Annotated in this window: 16 protein-coding genes; 15 read left to right on the forward strand and 1 reads right to left on the reverse strand. The window is 65.0% G+C overall.

Annotation, left to right across the window (positions count from 1 at the left end):
• The first annotated feature begins 8 nt into the window (after nt 1-8).
• The 14 genes from rsmH to lpxC all read left to right on the forward strand — a co-directional run bounded on the left by rsmH (nt 9) and on the right by lpxC (nt 17,267).
• Complete coding sequence (gene rsmH, locus XpopCFBP1817_RS04450) at nt 9-1,073, forward strand: 16S rRNA (cytosine(1402)-N(4))-methyltransferase RsmH (protein WP_244171055.1); 1,065 nt, start codon at nt 9-11, stop codon at nt 1,071-1,073.
• The gene (ftsL, locus tag XpopCFBP1817_RS04455; protein WP_005991913.1) at nt 1,070-1,333 is read left to right on the forward strand and encodes a cell division protein FtsL; all 264 of its coding nucleotides are present in this window, start codon (nt 1,070-1,072) and stop codon (nt 1,331-1,333) included. The genes rsmH and ftsL overlap by 4 nt, the downstream gene beginning before the upstream one ends.
• A 67-nt stretch (nt 1,334-1,400) precedes the next feature.
• A complete protein-coding gene (locus XpopCFBP1817_RS04460; protein WP_128416163.1) occupies nt 1,401-3,269 on the forward strand; it encodes a peptidoglycan D,D-transpeptidase FtsI family protein in 1,869 nt (622 codons plus the stop codon).
• Between the two features lie 8 nt (nt 3,270-3,277).
• Nucleotides 3,278-4,753 (forward strand): UDP-N-acetylmuramoyl-L-alanyl-D-glutamate--2,6-diaminopimelate ligase, encoded by a 1,476-nt coding sequence (locus XpopCFBP1817_RS04465; protein WP_208619538.1) that lies wholly within the window; start codon nt 3,278-3,280, stop codon nt 4,751-4,753.
• Nucleotides 4,750-6,309 carry a UDP-N-acetylmuramoyl-tripeptide--D-alanyl-D-alanine ligase gene (locus XpopCFBP1817_RS04470; protein WP_128416165.1) on the forward strand — a complete coding sequence of 520 codons (1,560 nt, stop codon included), beginning with the start codon at nt 4,750-4,752 and terminating at the stop codon, nt 6,307-6,309. Before XpopCFBP1817_RS04465 ends, XpopCFBP1817_RS04470 begins: the two co-directional genes overlap by 4 nt.
• Nucleotides 6,299-7,384 (forward strand): phospho-N-acetylmuramoyl-pentapeptide-transferase, encoded by a 1,086-nt coding sequence (gene mraY / locus XpopCFBP1817_RS04475; RefSeq protein ID WP_128416166.1) that lies wholly within the window; start codon nt 6,299-6,301, stop codon nt 7,382-7,384. Before XpopCFBP1817_RS04470 ends, mraY begins: the two co-directional genes overlap by 11 nt.
• Nucleotides 7,384-8,754, forward strand: coding sequence for a putative lipid II flippase FtsW (ftsW, locus tag XpopCFBP1817_RS04480; protein ID WP_128416167.1), 1,371 nt, complete (start codon nt 7,384-7,386; stop codon nt 8,752-8,754). Before mraY ends, ftsW begins: the two co-directional genes overlap by 1 nt.
• A complete protein-coding gene (murG, locus tag XpopCFBP1817_RS04485; RefSeq protein WP_128416168.1) occupies nt 8,751-10,088 on the forward strand; it encodes an undecaprenyldiphospho-muramoylpentapeptide beta-N-acetylglucosaminyltransferase in 1,338 nt (445 codons plus the stop codon). Before ftsW ends, murG begins: the two co-directional genes overlap by 4 nt.
• Nucleotides 10,085-11,518, forward strand: coding sequence for a UDP-N-acetylmuramate--L-alanine ligase (gene murC / locus XpopCFBP1817_RS04490; protein ID WP_128416169.1), 1,434 nt, complete (start codon nt 10,085-10,087; stop codon nt 11,516-11,518). The genes murG and murC overlap by 4 nt, the downstream gene beginning before the upstream one ends.
• On the forward strand, nt 11,515-12,501 hold the full coding sequence (locus XpopCFBP1817_RS04495; protein WP_128416170.1) for a D-alanine--D-alanine ligase: 987 nt from the start codon (nt 11,515-11,517) through the stop codon (nt 12,499-12,501). Before murC ends, XpopCFBP1817_RS04495 begins: the two co-directional genes overlap by 4 nt.
• A gap of 124 nt (nt 12,502-12,625) precedes the next feature.
• Nucleotides 12,626-13,462, forward strand: coding sequence for a cell division protein FtsQ/DivIB (locus tag XpopCFBP1817_RS04500; RefSeq protein WP_128416171.1), 837 nt, complete (start codon nt 12,626-12,628; stop codon nt 13,460-13,462).
• The gene (ftsA, locus tag XpopCFBP1817_RS04505; protein WP_003485272.1) at nt 13,459-14,694 is read left to right on the forward strand and encodes a cell division protein FtsA; all 1,236 of its coding nucleotides are present in this window, start codon (nt 13,459-13,461) and stop codon (nt 14,692-14,694) included. The genes XpopCFBP1817_RS04500 and ftsA overlap by 4 nt, the downstream gene beginning before the upstream one ends.
• A gap of 193 nt (nt 14,695-14,887) precedes the next feature.
• Nucleotides 14,888-16,120, forward strand: a complete 1,233-nt coding sequence (gene ftsZ / locus XpopCFBP1817_RS04510; protein WP_128416172.1) for a cell division protein FtsZ — start codon at nt 14,888-14,890, stop codon at nt 16,118-16,120.
• A 235-nt stretch (nt 16,121-16,355) separates the two neighbouring features.
• Nucleotides 16,356-17,267 (forward strand): UDP-3-O-acyl-N-acetylglucosamine deacetylase, encoded by a 912-nt coding sequence (lpxC, locus tag XpopCFBP1817_RS04515; protein WP_128416173.1) that lies wholly within the window; start codon nt 16,356-16,358, stop codon nt 17,265-17,267.
• Nucleotides 17,268-17,453: 186 nt separating this feature from the next.
• Here lpxC and XpopCFBP1817_RS04520 read toward each other — a convergent pair whose 3' ends face one another.
• On the reverse strand, nt 17,454-17,900 hold the full coding sequence (locus XpopCFBP1817_RS04520; protein WP_128416174.1) for a DciA family protein: 447 nt from the start codon (nt 17,898-17,900) through the stop codon (nt 17,454-17,456).
• Between XpopCFBP1817_RS04520 and XpopCFBP1817_RS04525 the strand changes: the two genes are divergently transcribed.
• On the forward strand, nt 17,901-18,845 hold the full coding sequence (locus XpopCFBP1817_RS04525; protein ID WP_128416175.1) for a M23 family metallopeptidase: 945 nt from the start codon (nt 17,901-17,903) through the stop codon (nt 18,843-18,845).
• Nucleotides 18,846-18,886 lie beyond the last annotated feature (41 nt).

Genomic DNA, 18,886 nt, shown 5'->3' on the forward strand with positions numbered 1-18,886 from the left:
GTGCCCGGATGCGCGGTGAAGCGCAGCCCGGCCACCCGGTGTCGCAGCCGCCGGCGGCCCATGTGCCGGTGCTGTACACGCAGGTTCTGGAGGGCCTGCAGGTGACCGAAAACGGAACCTATCTCGATGGCACGTTCGGGCGTGGCGGTCATGCTCGTGGCGTGCTGCAACACCTTGGCCCGGGAGGTCGACTGCTGGTGATGGACAAGGACCCTGAAGCGATCGCGGTGGCCGAACAGACGTTCGGCGGCGATGCGCGCGTGGCCATCCACCGCGGCAGCTTTGCCGGTCTCGGCCAGGTGGTCGCTGCGGCAACTGTCGACGGGATCCTGCTGGATCTTGGCGTGTCCTCGCCGCAGCTGGATGTGGCCGGGCGCGGTTTCAGTTTCGGCAAGGACGGACCGCTTGACATGCGCATGGACCCGGATGCCGGGCAGAGCGCTGCCGAATGGCTGGCGCATGCGAGCGACCGCGAGATCGCCGATGTGTTGTGGACCTATGGAGATGAGCGCAAGAGCCGCCGCATCGCACGCGCCATCGTGGCGCGCCGCGTTGAACAGCCGCTGCTGGGCACCGCGCAACTGGCCGACCTGATCGCCTCGGTGATGCCGCGCGGCGACAGCAAGACCCATCCGGCCACGCGCAGCTTTCAGGCGATCCGCATCTACATCAACCGCGAGCTGGACGATCTGGAAGCCGGGCTGGACGCCGCCCTGGGCGCGCTCAAGCCGGGCGGCCGCCTTGTGGTGATCAGCTTCCATTCGCTTGAAGACCGCATCGTCAAGCAATTCATGGCCCGCTACGCCAAGGCACCGCCCAGCAACCGCCGCCTGCCGGAAGCCCAGCCCTTCGTGCCGACGCTGCAGTTGATCAGCGGCGCCATCAAGGCCGACTTCGACGAACTGAGCATCAATCCGCGCGCCCGTAGTGCGGTGTTGCGGGTGGCTGAAAAGCTGGCGGGACCGGGGGCCGGGGACCCGGGACCCGGGGAGAACAAGAACAGTGCTGACGGCTCGGCGGCCGGCGTCGGTTTTTCCCCGGTCCCGAGCGCGCTCCAAGGGAGCGCGCCATGAGCCGCCTGTTGCTCATCGTGCTGCTTGCCTGCAGCATCGCCTCGGCGATCGGTGTGGTGTACATGCGCCATATGCATCGCAAGTTGTTCGTGCAGTTGTCCAAGCTCGAACACACGCGCGATGAATTGAATATCGAATTCGGCCGGCTGCAGCTGGAGCAGGCCACCTGGGCGGAAAGCAATCGGGTCGATCAGGTCGCGCGTGCGCGCATCGGGATGAAGTTCCCGGAGACCAACGACATCGTGGTGGTGCGCCCATGACAAAACGGCACGACAGCCGTTTTGCACGGCCAAGCCGCCCGCAGGGTGGCGCACAGGCAGGTGCGCCATGAAAGCCGGCCGCAACCGTGCGCGCAGCAACTTCAACCTGCGTGGCCGCCTAACGTTGGTCGGCATCGCGCTGGGCTTGTGCTCGGTGACGCTGATCGGCCGCGCGGCATTCGTGCAACTGGTCAATCGCGATTTCTATCAGCGCCAGGGCGAGGCGCGGTATCTGCGTGAGCTGCCGATCGCCACTTCGCGCGGCATGATCACCGACCGCAATGGCGAGCCTCTGGCGGTGTCCACGCCGGTGGAATCGATCTGGGTCAATCCGCAGGAACTGCTGCGCAACTCGGACCGCATTGCCGAGCTGGCCAAGGCACTTGGCCAGCCGTTGGACGAGTTGAACGCCAGGCTGGCGCAGAAGGCCGGCAAGGAATTCATGTACCTGCAGCGCCGGATCAATCCGGACAAGGCGCATGCGATCGTGGAGTTGAGGATTCCCGGTGTGTTCTCGCAGCGCGAGTTCCGTCGCTTCTACCCGCAAGGCGAGGCGATGGCCCATGTGCTGGGCTTCACCAACATCGACGATCGCGGCCAGGAAGGGCTGGAGCTGGCCTTCGACGAATGGCTGCGCGGCAAGCCGGGTTCCAAGAAAGTGGTGCGCGATGCGCGCGGCGCGATTGTCGAGAGCGTGGATCTGGTGCGTCCTGCGCAGCCGGGCAAGGACCTGACGCTGAGCATCGATCGCCGCATCCAGTTCCTGGCTTACAAGGAACTGCGCAACGCGCTGGTCGAAAACAACGCCGCCGGCGGTTCGATGGTGGTGATGGACGTGGCCACCGGCGAAGTGCTGGCCATGGTCAATCTGCCGACCTACAACCCCAATTCGGTCACCGGCATCAACCCATCGGCGCGCCGCAACCGCGCGGTCACCGATCTGGTCGAGCCGGGTTCGACGATGAAGCCGCTGACCGTGGCCACCGCGCTGACGGCCGGCGTGGTGACCAAGGACACCATCATCGATACCAACCCCGGCTACATGGCCGTGGGGCGCTTCACCATCCGCGATGTGCCGCGCAACAACGGCGTGCTCAACGTCACCGGCGTGATCACGCGCAGCTCCAATATCGGTGCGGCCAAGATCGCGGCCAAGGTGCCGGATCAGGCCTTCTATCAGTCGATCCGCAACTTCGGTTATGGCACTGCGCCGCATAGCGGTTTCCCCGGTGAATCGGCCGGCGTGGTGCTGCAGCCGGCGCGCTGGAGCGGCCCGTCCAAGACCACGATGTCGTACGGCTATGGCCTGTCGGTGACGCCGCTGCAGATTGCGCAGGCGTACGCCACGTTGGGCAATGGCGGCAAGCTGACTCCGCCGACCTTCGTGCGTGGCCAGCACAACGACACCCGCCAGGTGGTCACGCCCGAGGTGGCGCGCCAGGTCATCGACATGATGGAAACCGTGGTCACCCAGGGCGGCGCCAAGGGCGCAGCCATCCTGGGCTATCACGTCGCCGGCAAGACCGGTACCGCACGTAAGAACGGCGCCAACGGTTACGAGCGCGGGCATTACAACGCGCTGTTTGCGGGCCTGGTGCCGGCCACGCGCCCGCGCTTTGCCACCGTCATCGTGATCAACGATCCGCAGGGCAAGGTGTATTACGGCGGTCTGGTATCGGCGCCGGTGTTCCACAAGGTGATGGAAGGCGCACTGCGTCTGATGGACGTGCCGCCGGACGATATCCAGTCTTGGCTGGCCGCACAGGCTGCAGGCAAGACCGGGCAGCCCCTCGTCAAGCCGCAGCCGGCCGAGCTGGATCCGGCGTTGATGCCGGATCCGGTGGATGAAGTGTCTGCCGGTATTCCCACCGCACTCGCGCCTGCCGCCATTCCAGCGCCAGCCCAGCCCGCACCGCTGCAGGAGAGCCGCCAGTGAGCCGCTACATGCCGCTGTCGCAGCTGCTGCCGGATGTGCCGCTCGCGCACGACAGGCAGGTCTCGGGCCTGGTGATGGACAGCCGTGCGGTGCGTGCGGGCGATGCGTTCGTGGCGATCGCCGGCTTCGGCGCGCATGGCTTGGGCTTTGTCGAACAGGCGCGTGGCAATGGCGCGGTGGCGGTGTTGTTCGAGCCGCCGGCGCCTGCCGATCTGCCGGCACCGGCCGATGCGATCGCCGTGCCAGGCTTGCGTGCGCGTCTGGGTGCGATGGCCGATCAGTTCCACGGCCAGCCCTCGCAAGCGCTGCGCATGGTCGGCGTCACCGGCACCAACGGCAAGACCTCCACCGTGCAATTGCTGGCGCAGGCGTTGACGTTGCTTGGCATGCCCACCGGCACGCTGGGTACTTTGGGGGTTGGCTTGTATGGCAGTGCCGTGCCGACTGGTTTCACCACACCTCTGGTACTGCAGACGCACGCGTTACTGGCGCAGTTGCGCGATGAAGGCGCGCAGGCCGCGGCGATGGAAGTGAGCTCGCATGCGCTCGATCAGGGCCGCGTCGATGCAGTGCATTTCGACGTGGCGGTGTTCACCAATCTCACCCGCGACCATCTCGATTACCACGGCGACATGGCGCAATACGGCGCCGCCAAGGCCAAGTTGTTCACGCGTGCCGGTTTGAAGGCCGCCGTAGTGAATCTGGACGATGCCTTCGGCCGCACGCTGCTGGCCTCGCTCGCCCCCGCGCTGCGCGCGATCGGTGTGAGTTCGCGCGCGCAGGCCAATGCCACGGTGCGTGCGCAGGCGCTGCAGCTGGATCACAACGGCATCAATTTCGCGCTGCACATCGACGGCAGCGTGCACCCGGTGCACTCGCCGCTGCTGGGCCGCTTCAACGTGGACAACCTGCTGGCGGTAGCCGGCGCGTTGCATGCGTTGAATATCGCGCCGGCACAGATCGCCGAGGTGCTGGGCCAGTTGCAGCCGATCCACGGCCGCATGAATCGCCTGGGTGGCGAACACGGCGCACCGCTGGTGGTGGTCGATTACGCACACACGCCCGACGCGCTGGAACAGGCATTGGCCAGCTTGCGCTCGCATGCGCAGGACCGGTTGATCTGCGTGTTCGGCTGCGGTGGCGAGCGCGATACCGGCAAGCGCCCGCAGATGGCGGCGATCGCCGAGGTCAATGCCGATGTGGCGATCGTCACCGACGACAACCCGCGTGGCGAAGAGGGCGATGCGATCGTTGCCGACATCCTGCGCGGCTTTGCACGCCCGGATGCGGCGATCGTGCAGCGCGATCGCGCTGCTGCGATCCATCAGGCCATTGGCATGGCCGGTGCCTCCGACATCGTGCTGATCGCCGGCAAGGGCCACGAGCCCTATCAGGAAATCGCCGGCGTGCGGCATGCCTTCGACGACGCCACTGTGGCGGCGCAGGCCTTGTTGCCGCGCACCGTGCCGGGAGTGCGCGCATGAAGCTCACGCCGTTGTCGTTGATCGCCCACTGGGCCGGCGGCGAGCTGCACGGCGACGATGCCATGATCGATGCGGTCGGCAACGACACCCGCACGCTCGCCAACGGCAGCCTGTATGTGGCGCTGCGCGGCGAGCGCTTCGATGGACATGACTTTGCCGCAGACGCGGTGGCGCACGGTGCCAGCGGTGTGCTGGTCGATCGGCTGCTGCCGGCGCTAAGCGTGCCGCAGGTGCTGGTGGAAAATACCGAGCTGGCTCTGGCACGCATCGCTGCGGGCATGCAGCGCGACCGCGCCACGCGCGTGATTGCATTGACCGGCTCCAACGGCAAGACCAGCGTCAAGGCCTTGCTGTTGTCGATCCTTGAAGAAGCCGGGCGTGTCGATGGCACCACCGTGTACGCCAATCCGGGTAACCGCAACAACGAAATCGGACTGCCGCTGGCGGTGATCGCTGCGCCGGACGAAGCCGATGTTGCGATTTACGAAATGGGCGCCGGCAAGCCGGGCGATATCGCCTATCTCACCGACATCGCGCAGCCGCAGGTGGCCCTGGTCAACAACATCGCACCCGCCCATCTGGAACGTCTGGGCAGCCTGCTCGGCGTCGCCCGCACCAAGGGCGCCATCTACACCGCATTGCCCGCCGATGGCGTGGCGGTGATCAATGCCGACGATGCCTTCGGTGCCTGGTTCGAGCAGCAATTGCATGCGCAGCCGGTGCAAGGCCGCCGCGTACTGCGCTACGGCCTGCAGGCCAGTGCCGACATCACTGCGCATGGGCTGCGGCTGCAGGCCGGCGGTGCGCAATTCACGCTGGTGACGCCGCAAGGTGACGCGCAGATTGCGCTGCCATTGCCGGGCCGCCACAACGTACTCAACGCGCTGGCCGCGGCCGGGTTGGCGTTGGGCGCGGGAATCGCATTGCCGGTCATCGCCGCCGGTCTGGCGCAGGCGCGCCCGGTGGCCGGTCGTCAGATCGCATATACGCTGCCGAGCGGTGCGGTGCTGATCGACGACAGCTATAACGCCAATCCCGGTTCGCTGGATGCCGCCATCGACACCCTGGCCACCGCGCCGGGCGCCGGTTGGCTGGTGCTCGGCGACATGCGCGAACTCGGCCCGGAAGGCAAGGCGCTGCATGCCGCCGCCGGACGTCGCGCACGCGCGGCCAAGGTGCAGCGTCTGTACGCGTTGGGCGAGCTCAGTGCCGCCGCCGCGCAGGCGTTCGGCGATGGCGGCCGCGTGTTCGCCACGCATGCGGAGTTGATCGATGCCTTGCACGCGGATCTGGTTGAAGCCGGGACCGGGGAGCGGGGACCGGGGACCAGGGAAAAGCAACAGCAACAGCAGCAATACGCATCAGGAAATACGCAGGAACATGCAGTGATTCACGATCAGCAATCGCAGTCCACGGTCGCCCTCCCGGGTCCCCGGTCTCCGGTCCCAAAACCCGGCGTCACCACGATCCTGGTGAAAGGCTCGCGTGGCAGTGCCATGGACCGCATCGTCGCCGCGCTGCTCGCACCGGTGGAGGACGCCTCCCATGCTGCTTGAGTTGGCGCGTTGGCTGCAGCAACTGGAGAGCCTGTTCGGGCTGTTCAACTATCTGACCTTCCGCGGCATTCTGGCTGCGCTGACCGCGTTGTTCCTGTCGTTGTGGATGGGCCCGGCGGTGATTCGCAAGCTGGGCCAGTTCAAGGGTGGCCAGCCGATCCGTCAGGACGGCCCGCAGACGCATTTTTCCAAGGCCGGTACGCCCACCATGGGCGGCTCGCTGATCCTGCTGACGGTGACCTTGTCGGTGCTGTTGTGGGGTGATCTGCGCAACCGGTATGTGTGGCTGGTGCTGGCGGTGATGCTCTGCTTCGGTGCGATCGGCTGGTACGACGACTGGATCAAGATCGTGCGCCGCGACCCCAACGGGTTGAAGTCGCGTTGGAAGTATCTGCTGCAGTCGATCCTCGGCTTGGCTGCCGGCCTGTTCCTGTACTACACCGCCGATGTGCCGGCCGCGATCACCTTCTACATTCCGATGTTCAAGGCGGTGGCGTTGCCGTTGGCCGGCATGAGCTTTGTGGTCATTGCCTACTTCTGGATCGTCGGCTTCTCAAACGCGGTGAATCTGACCGACGGCCTGGATGGTCTGGCGATCATGCCGACCGTGCTGGTGGCCTGCGCACTCGGTGTATTCGCGTATGCGTCGGGCAACGTGGTGTTTGCCGAATACCTGAAAATCCCGCTGATTCCCGGGGCCGGCGAGCTGATCATCATCTGCTCGGCGATTGCCGGGGCAGGGCTGGGCTTTCTGTGGTTCAACACCTATCCGGCCATGGTGTTCATGGGCGATATCGGCGCGCTGTCGCTGGGCGCGGTGCTCGGCACCATCGCGGTGATCGTGCGCCAGGAATTGGTGCTGGTGATCATGGGCGGCGTGTTCGTGATCGAAACGCTGTCGGTCATCATCCAGGTCGCCAGCTTCAAGCTGACCGGCAAGCGGGTGTTCCGCATGGCGCCGATCCATCACCACTTCGAACTCAAGGGCTGGCCGGAGCCACGCGTGATCGTGCGCTTCTGGATCATCTCGGTTGTGCTGGTGCTGATTGGCCTTGCCACGTTGAAGGTGCGCTGATGAACGATAACGCGCGCCAGGCCACCCGACTCGACGCCATCGGCGGCCGCTACGACCCGTGGCTGCTCGGCGCCGCCGCGACCCTGGCATCGCTGGGCGTGGTGATGGTGGCGTCCAGCTCGATCGAACTGTCCGACAACCCGTTCTACTACCTCACCCGTCATCTGCTGTTCCTGAGCATTGGCGTTGGCCTGGCGTTCTGGGCGATGCGCACAGAGCTCAAGACCATCGAGCAGTACAACCAGCTGTTGTTGCTGGCCTGCTTCGGCCTGCTGATGGTGGTGTTCGTGCCGGGCCTGGGCAGCAGCGTCAACGGCGCCAAACGCTGGATCAATCTGGGCGTGTCGAAATTCCAGACTGTGGAAGCGGTCAAGGTGCTTTACATCGTATGGTTGTCCAGCTACCTGGTGCGCTTCCGCGATGAAGTCAACGCGACCTGGCCGGCGATGCTCAAGCCGCTGGGTGTGGCGATCGCGCTAGTCGGCCTGTTGCTGCTGCAGCCGGACTTCGGCTCGTCCACGCTGCTGCTGGCGATCACCGCTGGCATGCTGGTGCTGGGCGGGGTGAACCTGCCGCGGATGTCGATGCCGATCGTGTTCGGCCTGCCGGTGTTCGCCTTCATCGCGATCCTGGAGCCGTACCGCCTGCGTCGCATCACCTCGTTTCTGGATCCGTGGGCCGATCAGCTCGGCTCCGGGTATCAGTTGTCGAATGCCTTGATGGCGGTCGGTCGTGGCCAGTGGACCGGCGTGGGACTGGGCGCTTCGGTGCAGAAGCTCAACTATCTGCCCGAAGCGCATACCGACTTCATCTTTTCGGTGATTGCCGAAGAACTCGGGTTTATCGGCGTGTGCGGGGTGATCTCGCTGTACGCCTTGCTGGTCGGCCGCGCGTTCTGGTTGGGAATGCGCTGTGTGGAAATGAAACGTCATTTCTCCGGCTATATCGCCTTCGGCATCGGCTTGTGGATCAGCCTGCAGAGCTTCGTCTCGGTGGGCGTGAATCTGGGCATCCTGCCGACCAAGGGCCTGACGTTGCCGCTGATTTCTTCCGGTGGCTCGTCGGTGCTGATGACTTGCGTGGCGACGGGTCTGCTGCTGCGCGTGTCGTATGAAATGGATCGTGCCGAGCGCCTGCGCAGCAAGTTGTCGCCGCAGGGTGCGGGCGCGCCGTCTGTTGAGCCGGCCGAGCCGGTCGTCGAGTCGGTGCCGCCGGCGTATGCGCCAGCGCGCAAACCTCAGCGCGACACCGTGGCTGCCGCAGCACCCGTACCGGTCACTGCAGCATCCGTAGCGCCATCATCGGCCATCTTGCGCGGCACCAGCCGCATGCAGCCGCGTGTGGAACCGACGTTCGGGAGGATTGCATGAGCGTTTATGCGAATCCTTCGCAAGAGCCCGCACATCCATCTGCGGGGATTCAGCCTGTGATGATTCTGGCCGGCGGCACCGGTGGGCACATCTTCCCGGGCCTTGCCGTGGCCAAGGTGCTGCGCGCGCGTGGCGTGCCGGTGACCTGGCTCGGCGCTGATGGCGCGATGGAAACCCGCCTGGTTCCGCAGCACGACATCCAGATCGACACGCTGGCCATCACCGGCCTGCGCGGCAAAGGCTGGGTCAAGCTGCTCGGCGCGCCGGTGCGGGTGCTGCGCGCGGTGCGTGCCGCCGGCTTCGTGCTGCGCAAACGCCAGCCGCGTGCGGTGATCAGTTTCGGCGGCTTTGCGGCAGGCCCGGGTGGCCTGGCCGCACGTTTGCTCGGCGTGCCGTTGTTGGTGCACGAACAGAACCGCGCACCCGGCATGACCAATAAAGTGTTGTCGCGCTTTGCACGCCGCGTGCTGACCGGTTTTCCGGGCAGCTTCGCTTGCGAAGAGGCGGTGGGCAATCCAGTGCGCGCGGAAATCACCGCACTTCTCGCGCCGGCCGCACGTCTGGTCGGTCGTGGTGGCCCGGTACGCGTGCTGGTACTCGGCGGCAGCCAGGGCGCGCGCGCATTGAATCAGGCCGTGCCGACAGCGCTGGCGGCACTCGCTCGCCCGGATGTCGACGTGCGTCATCAGTGCGGCGAAAAGCTGCGCGCCGAAGCCGAAGCGGCGTACGCGCAAGCGGGTGTCAACGCCAGCGTCGAACCGTTTATCGCCGACATGGCTGTGGCCTACGCCTGGGCCGATCTGGTGGTGTGCCGCGCCGGTGCATCCACGCTGGCCGAATTATGCGCCGCTGGCATCGGCAGTGTGCTGGTGCCCTTCGCCGCAGCGGTGGACGACCACCAGACCCGCAATGCCGAATACCTGGTTGGCGCCGACGCCGCCGTGCTGCTCAAGCAGGACGACACCTTGGCCGAGCGTCTGCAGACGGTGTTGCAGAGCTTGCTCGCCGACCCCGCACGCCGCCTGTCGATGGCACAAGCCGCCCGCACCCTGGCCAAACCGGATGCCGCCGAGCGCATCGCCGACATTGTTTTGCATGAAGCCGGGACCGGGGACCGGGGACCGGGGACCCGTGGTAAGCACGATCAACGGCATGGAAGTACCGGGACCCGCGATCCGCGACGCGGGGGGCGTGAAGAACAGAATCAACAGCAGAAAGGTATGCACGCAGACAATCATCATGGGCAGGCGCAACGCGCTGCCGACGCTTCGCTCTTCACGGGTCCCCGGTCCCCGGTCCCCGGTCCCGCCACCTCCGCAGGAGGTGCCCCGTGATCCGCCGTCTGCAAGACAGTGGCGATCTGGTGCGTGCGTTTCCGCGCGTGCATTTCGTCGGTATCGGCGGCACCGGCATGAGCGGTATCGCGGAGGTGATGCTGACGTTGGGTTATGAAGTCTCCGGCTCGGATAACGCCGATAACGCAGCGACACGTCGCCTGGCCAAGCTGGGCGCGCGGGTGATGCGCGGGCATTCGGCGGCCAATGTGCTCGGCACCGATTGCGTGGTGGTGTCCAGCGCGATCCGCGAAGACAACCCCGAGCTGATGGAAGCGCGCAGCCAGCGTATTCCGATCATGCCGCGTGCGGCGATGCTGGCCGAGCTGATGCGCTTCCGTCGCGGCATTGCAGTGGCCGGAACGCACGGCAAGACCACCACCACCAGTCTGGCGGCGGCCGTGCTGAGCGAAGGCGGGCTGGATCCGACCTTCGTCATCGGCGGGCAGTTGCTGGCCGCCGGTGCCAACGCCAAGCTCGGTGGTGGCCAATGGCTGGTCGCCGAAGCCGACGAGAGCGATGGCAGCTTCCTGCGTCTGAATCCGTTGATGGCGGTGATCACCAATATCGATTCGGATCACCTGGAAAACTACGGCAATGATTTCGCACGCATCCAGGCGGCATTTGCGGAATTCCTGCAGCGCCTGCCGTTCTATGGGCTGGCGCTGCTGTGCATCGACGACCCGGAAGTGGCCGCGCTGGCCGGCAAGACGCCGCGTCACGTGATGAGTTACGGCATGAGCGAAAACGCCGACGTGCGTGCCGAAGACGTGGTGCAGGACGGCCCGCGCATGCGCTTCACGCTGCGTCTGCCCGAAGGCACCACCACACCGGTGACGCTGGCCTTGCCGGGCCGTCACAACGTGCTCAACGCATTGGCCGCTGCCGCGATCGGCTGGCAGCTGGGCGTGGCGGCGGAAACGATTGCGCGGGCGCTGGAAAACTTCGCAGGCATCGGCCGTCGCTTCAACGATCTGGGCGAAGTCACCACCAGCACCGGAGCGCGGGTACGTGTGGTCGACGATTACGGCCACCACCCGCGCGAGCTCGAAGCGGTGTTTGCCGCCGCCCGCGGTGGCTGGCCGGACAAGCGTCTGGTCGTCGCCTTCCAGCCGCATCGCTACAGCCGTACCCGCGATCAGTTCGACGCCTTCGCCGCAGTGCTGAGCACGGTCGATGCGCTGGTGTTGAGCGAAGTCTATCCGGCCGGCGAAGTGCCGATTCCGGGCGCCGATTCGCGCGCGTTGGCGCGTGCCATCCGTGCGCGCGGCCGCAGCGAGCCGGTGGTCGTGGGCCAGATTTCGGGCCTGGCCGAAGTGTTGCCGGACGTGCTGCAAGACGGCGATCTGTTGCTGATGATGGGTGCTGGCGATATCGGTTATGTCGCGCAACACATCATCAACAACGGCTTTGTTGGAGGGCAGGCATGAGCGTGTACTCTGCCGGGACCCGGGACCCGGGACCCGGCCCCGCACCGTCCCGCACCAGCGACCCCGCCACTTTCGGGCGCGTCGCCGTGCTGCTCGGCGGCACTTCATCCGAGCGCCAAGTGTCGTTGAATTCCGGCAGCAATGTGCTGGAAGCACTGCGCGCGCGCGGTGTCGACGCACAGCCGGTCGACGGCATTCCGGCATTGACGCAGGCGCTGGTCGACCAGCGTTTCGACCGCGTCTTCAACGTGCTGCACGGCCATAACGGCGGCGGCGAAGACGGCATTGTGCAAGGCCTGATGGAAGCCTTTAAAGTGCCGTACACCGGCTCGAACGTGCTGGGCTCGGCGCTGAGCATGGACAAGATCCGCACCAAGCAGGTGTGGCTGTCGCTTGGCCTGTCCACGCCGCGCTATGCGCCCCTGGCTGCCGGCACCAGCATCGCTGAAATGCATGCGGCTGCACAACAGCTCGGCTTGCCGGTCATCGTCAAGCCGGCCAACGAAGGCTCCAGCGTCGGCATCAGCCGCGTGTTCGACCAGGCCCAGCTCGAGGAAGCCGTGGTGCTGGCGGCGCGCTACGACGGCGCGTTGCTGATGGAGCAACTGATCGAAGGCGACGAACTCACAGTGGCCGTACTCGGCGAGGTCGCGCTGCCGTCGATCCGCATCGTGCCAAAGGGCCAGTGGTACGACTACAACGCCAAGTACGTGGCCGACGACACCCAGTACCTGTGCCCGGGCCTGGAAGGCGATGCCGAAACGCAGATCCGCCAGCTCGCACTGGATGCTTTCCGCGCCGCCGGTGCGCGTGGCTGGGGGCGGGTGGACGTGATGCGCGACCGCAGCAGCGGCCAGCTGTATCTGTTGGAAGTGAACACCGCCCCCGGCATGACCAGTCATTCGCTGGTGCCCAAGGCCGCGCGCCAACTCGGCATCGATTTCGAAGAACTGGTCTGGCGCGTGCTGGAGCAGACGCTATGAAGCCGGGATTGGGGAATCGGAATTCGGGATTAGTGAACAGCGACGCCATGGGCGCCGTTGCTGTTGCTGCTTCCGTTGCGAACCCCCAATCCCGAATCACTCATCGCGCGCGCGGAGCGCGCCGATGAACGCCACCCTGCGCATCCTGGCCTGGTTGATCGCGGTGACGCTGGTCGCGTTGCCGGTGGTGGCCGTGCTCAATGGATGGGTGGGTGCCGAGCGTTGGCCGTTGGCGCGGTTGCAGATATCCAGCGACTTCAAGCGGGTGCTGCCCGAAGAACTGCGTGCGGTGGTGTTGCCGTATGCGCGCTCGGGCTTTTTCGCAGTGAAGTTGCAGAACGCGCAGGACGCCATCGCGCGCTTGCCATGGGTGGAAAGCGCGCAGGTGCGCAAGCGTTGGCCGGACGTGCTGGAAGTACACGTCACCGAGCACAAGCCGTTCGCACGCTGGGGCACCGACCGCATGTTGTCCGAGCAGGGCCGGCTGTTCCGCACGCCGCCGTTGTTGAAGGATTTCAAGTTGCCGCAACTCGGTGGCCCGGACAGCAAGACGCAGGATGTGGTGGCGCTATACAACGAATCGCGCGCGCTGTTCGCACCGACCGGGCTGGATGTGGAGCGTCTGGAAATGGATGCACGCGGCAGCTGGTCGCTGGGCCTGAGCAACGGTGTGCAGATCGTGATCGGCCGCGACGACGCCCGCGCACGCCTGCAACGCTTCGCCCGAGTGCTGCCGCAGCTGGCCGACCCGCAGCGCCCGATCGCCCGCGCCGACCTGCGCTACACCAATGGCTTTACGGTCGAACGAAAAATGGAGGAAGGCGTTCCGGAAACGAAGAAAAAGGGTTCGCCTGCCGCGCCTGCCGCACACCACACGGTTGTCCTGGAATTGCCTTGCACCCGCACCCCGCTTTTCTCCAATCCCGCATCCCAAATCCCGAATCCCGGCGTTAAGACATGAACCGCAAAGGCGACAAATCCCTCATCGTTGGACTGGACATCGGCACCTCCAAGGTCGTCGCGCTGGTCGGCGAGTACTCGCCCGGCAATCCGATCGAAGTGATCGGCATCGGTTCGCACGAATCGCGCGGTCTCAAGCGCGGCGTGGTGGTGGATATCGAATCCACCGTGCAGTCGATCCAGCGCGCGGTGGAAGAGGCCGAGCTGATGGCCGGCTGCGAAATCCGCTCGGTGTACGCGTCGATTTCCGGCAACCACGTGCAATGCAAGAACTCGCCCGGCATCGTGCCGATCCGCGACGGCGAAGTGACCTGGAGCGATCTGGAGCGCGTGCTGGATGCGGCCAAGGCCGTGGCCATTCCTGCCGACCAGCGCATCCTGCATGCGATCCCGCGCGAGTACGTGCTGGACGATTCGCAGGAAGGCATCCGCAACCCGGTCGGCATGACCGGCGTGCGCCTGGAGGTGCATGCGCATCTGGTGGTGTGCGCGCAGTCGGCCGCGGCCAATATCACCAAGTGCGTGCAGAAGTGCGGCTTGCAGGTCGACGATCTGGTGCTGTCCTCGCTGGCTTCCAGCGTGGCGGTGTTGACCGCCGACGAGCGTGAGCTGGGCGTGGTGCTGGTGGATATCGGTGCCGGCACCACCGACCTGGCTGTTTATGTGCAGGGCGCGATCTGCCACACCGCCTCGCTGCCGATCGCCGGCGACCACGTCACCAACGACATCGCGCACATGCTGCGCACGCCGACCCCGGAAGCCGAGCAGATCAAGGTCCGCTACGCCTGCGCGCTGGCGCAGCTGGCCACCGCCGAGGAAAGCATCCAGGTGCCGTCGGTCGGCGATCGCCCGCCGCGCCGCATGCCACGGCATGCACTCGCCCAGGCGGTGCAAGGTCGCTATGAAGAAATTTTCGAAATGGTGCAGGCCGAATTGCGCCGCTCCGGTTTCGAGGAAATGGTGCGCGCCGGCATGGTGCTCACCGGTGGCGCGTCGAAGATGGAAGGCGTGGTCGAGCTGGCCGAAGAAATGTTGCAGATGCCGGTGCGTGTGGGCATTCCCCAGCACGTCACCGGCCTGGGCGAAGTCGTCGGCAACCCGGTGCACGCCTCCGGCGTGGGCCTGCTGCTGATGGGCAGCCAGATCGAACACCCACGCCGCCCGTCGATCCCGACCGGACGCGCCGGGAGTTTGTTCAAGAAATTGAAGAATTGGTATCGCGGTGAGTTTTAAAAGCCGGGACGCGGGACCCGAAACAGCAGAGAGCGGAAGATCAAGCCAGAGAGCAGGGCTAGAGCGGTAGGCAGCGAGCGGTACGCACCATTCATAAGAAAAACTTGCCGGTCCGAGTTTCGGGCCGGGACTTCGGAAGTGGTTTTCCGGGTCCCGGGACCCGGGACCCGGCTTCATACAAGAGGACACTGACATGGCACATTTTGAACTGATCGAAAAGATGGCTCCCAACGCGGTCATCAAGGTCGTTGGCGTGGGCGGCGGCGGCGGTAATGCCGTGGCGCACATGGTCAACACCAACGTCGATGGCGTGGAATTCATCACCGCCAACACCGACTCGCAGGCCATCAAGAACTGCGGCGCCAAGTTGCAGCTGCAGCTCGGCACCAACGTCACCAAGGGCCTGGGCGCGGGCGCCAATCCGGAAGTTGGCCGTCAGGCTGCGCTGGAAGATCGCGAGCGCATCATGGACGCGCTGCAGGGTGCGGACATGGTGTTCATCACCGCCGGCATGGGCGGCGGCACCGGCACCGGCGCCGCGCCGGTGGTGGCACAGCTGGCCAAGGAAATGGGCATCCTGACCGTGGCTGTGGTCACCAAGCCGTTCCCGTTCGAAGGCCGCCGCCGTATGCAGGTTGCGCTGAAGGGCATCGAGGAACTGAGCCAGCATTGCGATTCGCTGATCACCATTCCGAACGAAAAGCTGATCACCGTGCTTGGCCGCAACGCCACCATGATCCAGGCCTTCCGCGCTGCCAACGACGTGCTGCAGGGCGCAGTGCAGAGCATCGCCGATCTGATCGTGCGTCCGGGTCTGATCAACGTCGACTTTGCCGACGTGCGCACCGTGATGTCGGAAATGGGCCTGGCCATGATGGGCACCGGTTCGGCACGCGGCGACGATCGCGCGCAGGCCGCTGCCGAAGCCGCCATCCAGAACCCGCTGCTGGACGATGTGAACCTGGCCGGTGCCAACGGCATCCTGGTCAACATCACCGCCGGTCCGGACTTCACCATGGCCGAGTTCGACGAAATTGGCCGCACCATCGAAGCGTTCGCCTCGGAAGATGCGACTGTGGTCGTCGGTACCGTGCTCGACCCGGACATGCAGGACGAAGTGCGCGTTACCGTTGTGGCTACTGGCCTGAACCGTGCGGTTGCACGTCAGACCCAGCGTCCGGACCAGCGTGCGCCGATCAAGTTGGTGCGCAACGCCACCACCGGTCAGCCGGAATTCGGCGATTTCGAAACCAGCGGCGATGCGGTATCCAAGGCGGTTGGCGGCAGCATGGGCCTGGGCCTGCGTCGTCCCAGCAGCGACTCGGTCGGCAGCAATAACAACGGCGGCGGTTCCTCTGCGCCGGCAGCAGACCTGCCCAACGACTACCTGGATATCCCGGCGTTCTTGCGCCGCCAAGCAGACTGACGCTTCAATGCCATGCCACCTTGGTGGCGCCGACCGCAATGCCCCGAGGTTCGCTTCGGGGTTGCAGTGCCATGTCCTCTTTCTGCCGGATCGAATCGTTGATCCGGCAGCTTTTGCTGTGGCGTGACCGGTCGATTACAGTTCCCGTCACGCGTGACTTGTTAAAATTCGGATAATCTCAACGATTGGACAGCCGGTTCAGCGCCTGTCTGCATTGTTCATCCAGACTTCGCATATGACCCAGCAACGCACTCTCAAAAACACTATTCGTGCCACCGGCGTCGGCCTGCACAGCGGCGACAAGGTGTATATGACGCTACGACCGGCCCCGGTCGATCATGGCGTGGTGTTCCGGCGTGTGGATCTGGAGCCGGTGGTCCAAGTCCCCGCCGATGCCGAGCTGGTCACCGAGACCACGCTGTGCACCGGCTTGACCTGTAATGGCGCCAAGATTCAGACCGTTGAGCATCTAATGTCGGCGTTGGCCGGCCTGGGTGTGGACAACGTCATCGTCGAACTGTCGTCGGCCGAGTTGCCGATCATGGATGGGTCGTCCGGCCCGTTCGTGTTCCTGCTGCAGTCGGCAGGCATCGTCGAGCAGAACAAGGCCAAGCGCTTCATCCGCATCAAGCACACGGTGGAAGTACGCGAAGGCGACAAGGTCGCGCGCTTCGAGCCGTACGACGGCTACAAGCTCGGTTTCACCATCGAATTCAATCACCCGATGATCCCGGCCAAGCAGTCGCGCCAGGAAATCGAGTTCTCCACCTCGGCCTACGTCAAGGAAATCTCGCGCGCCCGCACCTTCGGCTTCATGCGCGACCTTGAGTACATGCGCGAGCGCAATCTGGGCCTGGGCGGCTCGATGGACAACGCCATCGTACTGGACGAGTTCCGCGTGCTCAACGAGGACGGCCTGCGTTACACCAACGAATTCGTGCGCCACAAGATCCTGGACGCCATCGGTGATCTGTATTTGGCCGGCGGCGCCATCCTGGGAGTCTATGAAGGTTTCAAATCCGGCCACGCGCTCAACAACAAACTGGTGCGTGCGCTGCTGGCGGATCAGGCTGCCTGGGAATGGGTCAGCTTCCCCGAAGGCTCCGTGCAACCGCCGGTCACCTACGCCAGTCCTGTTTACGCCTGATGTCAGGGAATGCCGTAGCCGGCGTTCAAAGGGTAACTTTCGTCGGATTTCCGGTCCGTTATTAACGTTTATTTAATATTTCTCTAACTCCTGCTGGCCCTGCGCCCGCTAGGATGGATCGGGTATTGTGCGGTCTTCGTAATGCTCTCACGCACTGGCGGCCGCTTCGAACAGGCGGTAAGGGCATCACCTCTTGGTCGGTGCAACGTCCTGCAAGGAGGCCAATGCGTCGCGCAATCCTTTGTGCGTCGCTTCGGAAACAGGGCGTGGACGCTCGCGGTTCTGCGGCATTGGGGAATGCAGCGGGGTCGTGATGGTTTTGATGGTCACTGCGGTGGCCTTCAGTCCGATGGATCGGGCGGCTTCCAATAATTGGGTCTCGGCAAGCCGCACCTTGGCATGCCAGACAGGTGAGTCAACCAGAAAAACGAGCTGTTCGCCTCGGACATTGGCCAACCGGCAACGGGTAGCCAGATGAGGCGGTAACAGGGGACGCAACTGCCGGTCCAGCGCATCGAGCCATAACGCTCGGCGCAAGGGGCCGCCAGCCTTTTCACCCAATGCGGCATCGATGGCCGGTTGTGGAACGGAAGGGTTGCGTGCGTTGGACTTGGGCTTGGACATGACACTCATATGGCGTTGAAGAAAGTTGTACTCAAATCTCGGCAAACCCTGACCCAGCGCGTGGCTCGGCAGTTCCAGGGCTTCGCCGCAGATCGACCGATGGTCGTCCTCGGCACGGGGTTGGGCTTGGGTGTGTTGATCGGCGTCGGTGCCAGCACCGCCACCGGCATGGTGACCAATTCCGCGCTGCAGGCCAAGGTCGCGCAGCAGCAGGTGGAGCTTGTCCAGGCGCAGCGCGCCTCGCAGGCACAGGTCAATGCACTGGCCGCGCGCATGGGCGAGCTGCAGGCGCAGTCTACCCGTCTGAATGCATTAGGCGAGCGGCTGACCGAAATGGGTAAGTTGAAGGATGGCGAGTTCGACTTCGACGCGCCGGTCGGCGTCGGTGGCGGCGATGAGCCGGTCAGCGACATGCCGGTCGAATCGCTCAAGCAGACGCTATGGCAAGTCGAACAGCAGTTCTCCGCCTCCAGCCAACAATTGAACGTGCTTGCCTCGCTGATGTTCGACCATCAGCTCGAACAGAATTCGGTGCCCTCGCGGATGCCGATCCGCAACACCTACATCACCTCAGGTTTTGGCGGTCGCGCCGATCCGTTCGACGGCGGTTCTGCCTTTCACAAGGGTGTGGACTTCCACGCCAACGTGGGAGACCCGGTGATGTCGGTCGCTGATGGCGTGGTGAGCTATGCCCGTGTGCGCGGTGGCTACGGCAACGTGGTCGAAGTGGATCACGGCAATGGCTATGTGACCCGCTACGCGCACAATTCGCGGCTGGTGGTGAAGGTGGGCGATCTGGTGCGCGCCGGGCAGCAGGTGGCCAAGGCCGGTTCCAGCGGCCGTTCTACCGGCGCACACGTGCATTTCGAAGTGTGGGCGGACGGGCGGGTGGCCAATCCGCGCAAGTTCCTGGGCGATACCAATACGCCGGTAGGACGTCGAGGGCGCGGTTGACGACGGCGCGGGTGGTGCTTGATTCGTGAAGGCTCGCCCCA

The organism is Xanthomonas populi (assembly GCF_002940065.1).
GTDB classification, from domain to species: Bacteria; Pseudomonadota; Gammaproteobacteria; order Xanthomonadales; family Xanthomonadaceae; genus Xanthomonas; species Xanthomonas populi.

What these genes read in the sequence shown, in the direction of transcription:
- rsmH (WP_244171055.1), top strand. Translation starts at nt 9, where the DNA reads ATGCGCGGTGAAGCGCAGCCCGGCCACCCGGTGTCGCAGCCGCCGGCG.
- ftsL (WP_005991913.1), top strand. Translation starts at nt 1,070, where the DNA reads ATGAGCCGCCTGTTGCTCATCGTGCTGCTTGCCTGCAGCATCGCCTCG.
- XpopCFBP1817_RS04460 (WP_128416163.1), top strand. Translation starts at nt 1,401, where the DNA reads ATGAAAGCCGGCCGCAACCGTGCGCGCAGCAACTTCAACCTGCGTGGC.
- XpopCFBP1817_RS04465 (WP_208619538.1), top strand. Translation starts at nt 3,278, where the DNA reads ATGCCGCTGTCGCAGCTGCTGCCGGATGTGCCGCTCGCGCACGACAGG.
- XpopCFBP1817_RS04470 (WP_128416165.1), top strand. Translation starts at nt 4,750, where the DNA reads ATGAAGCTCACGCCGTTGTCGTTGATCGCCCACTGGGCCGGCGGCGAG.
- mraY (WP_128416166.1), top strand. Translation starts at nt 6,299, where the DNA reads ATGCTGCTTGAGTTGGCGCGTTGGCTGCAGCAACTGGAGAGCCTGTTC.
- ftsW (WP_128416167.1), top strand. Translation starts at nt 7,384, where the DNA reads ATGAACGATAACGCGCGCCAGGCCACCCGACTCGACGCCATCGGCGGC.
- murG (WP_128416168.1), top strand. Translation starts at nt 8,751, where the DNA reads ATGAGCGTTTATGCGAATCCTTCGCAAGAGCCCGCACATCCATCTGCG.
- XpopCFBP1817_RS04495 (WP_128416170.1), top strand. Translation starts at nt 11,515, where the DNA reads ATGAGCGTGTACTCTGCCGGGACCCGGGACCCGGGACCCGGCCCCGCA.
- XpopCFBP1817_RS04500 (WP_128416171.1), top strand. Translation starts at nt 12,626, where the DNA reads ATGAACGCCACCCTGCGCATCCTGGCCTGGTTGATCGCGGTGACGCTG.
- ftsA (WP_003485272.1), top strand. Translation starts at nt 13,459, where the DNA reads ATGAACCGCAAAGGCGACAAATCCCTCATCGTTGGACTGGACATCGGC.
- ftsZ (WP_128416172.1), top strand. Translation starts at nt 14,888, where the DNA reads ATGGCACATTTTGAACTGATCGAAAAGATGGCTCCCAACGCGGTCATC.
- lpxC (WP_128416173.1), top strand. Translation starts at nt 16,356, where the DNA reads ATGACCCAGCAACGCACTCTCAAAAACACTATTCGTGCCACCGGCGTC.
- XpopCFBP1817_RS04520 (WP_128416174.1), bottom strand. Translation starts at nt 17,900, where the DNA reads ATGAGTGTCATGTCCAAGCCCAAGTCCAACGCACGCAACCCTTCCGTT.
- XpopCFBP1817_RS04525 (WP_128416175.1), top strand. Translation starts at nt 17,901, where the DNA reads ATGGCGTTGAAGAAAGTTGTACTCAAATCTCGGCAAACCCTGACCCAG.